Annotated in this window: 1 protein-coding gene; it reads right to left on the bottom strand. The window is 46.6% G+C overall.

Going from position 1 to position 1411, the window contains the following annotated elements; genetic code table 11:
- Positions 1–891: group II intron reverse transcriptase/maturase (gene ltrA, locus AB6T38_RS19185; protein WP_372548821.1), on the bottom strand; the 891-nt coding region annotated here is incomplete at its 3' end.
- Between the last annotated feature and the right edge of the window lie 520 nt (positions 892–1411).

Below are 1411 nucleotides of genomic sequence, written 5' to 3'. Positions count from 1 at the left end.
CCCAAGGAATTTGCTTTCATTGGTTTTAACGACGTGGCTTTTAACCGTGTTAACGACCAATTTCAAGCGGTTATTCAGGAATCTGCTGATACTACTTAGCACACGTTTTCCCGCACGAGGGCTCTTTACCAGTATGGTAAAGTCGTCCGCGTAGCGAGCAAACTGGTGGCCTCGTTTCTCAAGCTCTTTGTCTAAAGGATCGAGCATGATGTTAGCCAGTAGCGGCGATAACGGCCCGCCTTGTGGTACACCTTCTCGACTTTCACTGTAGAACTGGTTATCGATAACCCCAGCTCGCAAGTAACGTTTAATCAATTTAAGCAATCGCTTATCCTTCACTTTATAGCCAAGGTGCGTCATGAGTAAGTCATGATTAACGCGGTCAAAGAACTTTGACAGATCAACATCGACTGTAAAACGGCGGCCCATTTTAATGATGCTTTGTACCTGTTTTACCGCCTGTTGTCCATTTCGATTTGGCCTAAACCCAAAACTGTTGTCAGAGAAGGTTGGGTCGAAAATCGGCGTAAGGACTTGAGCAATGGCTTGTTGGATCACACGATCAACAATGGTCGGAATTCCCAGCTGACGTTTACCGCCATCGGGTTTATCAATTTCCACACGTCGAACGGGTGAAGGTTGGTATTGTCCTGAGCGAAGCTTAGACATAATACGTTTCCAGTTTCCATCTTTTGCCCAAGCGGGGAAGTCATCAATGGTCATGCCATCAATGCCAGCGGCCCCTTTATTGGCTCGAACCCGTTTCCACGCTTCTAATATATTAGAAGGCTTTAAAGTGAGTTCGAGTAGATCTGCGCTAAAGGCTGGCTGCTTATCGGTACGCTGAGTCACGTCGCTACCGGACGGTATTCGTGTATTCAAGTCTGACAAGGCTCCTCCTTTGTTCTAAATGTTCAGGCCTTCACCGTGTCCCAACCATTACGATGGGCATTTGGCTACTATGCCGTCTGCTGACTTCTGCATAATCACAGAACGGTTTACACCGTTATGCGCTATCGGTTTTCATCTATTTGCTCTTTCCAGTCGATGACACTGAAAAGCCAAGGCACTTGTATACCAGAGCCTCACTGGTTAGTTACCGATCGCTTGTTAAGCAGATCTCCCCAGATAAGAGCATAAACTTTCTTTGCACTGCTGCATCATTTACGGTGGCCGTTAGAACACATGGTTTCGTCGTCTTGTGCCAACTCACCTTCAGCCTACGCCTCATATGATGTTCTTGTTCATCAGCTCGCAAATTTGCGTCCGGCTTCCTTCAGACCAAACCTCACGGTTTAGCCCTTGCCATTCGCTAGTAGTTAACGTTTAATAACGGTAAGTTAAATAAACGGTGTTCTTCCTACAGAGGACTTACACCTCATTAGTTCATGCCCATGCTGGGCGTACACAA

This window comes from Aliiglaciecola sp. SL4, from assembly GCF_041538045.1.
In the GTDB taxonomy this organism is placed as follows: Bacteria; Pseudomonadota; Gammaproteobacteria; order Enterobacterales; family Alteromonadaceae; genus Aliiglaciecola.
Note: the sequence above shows the minus strand (reverse complement) of the source record. Positions and strands in the feature narration are given on the sequence as shown.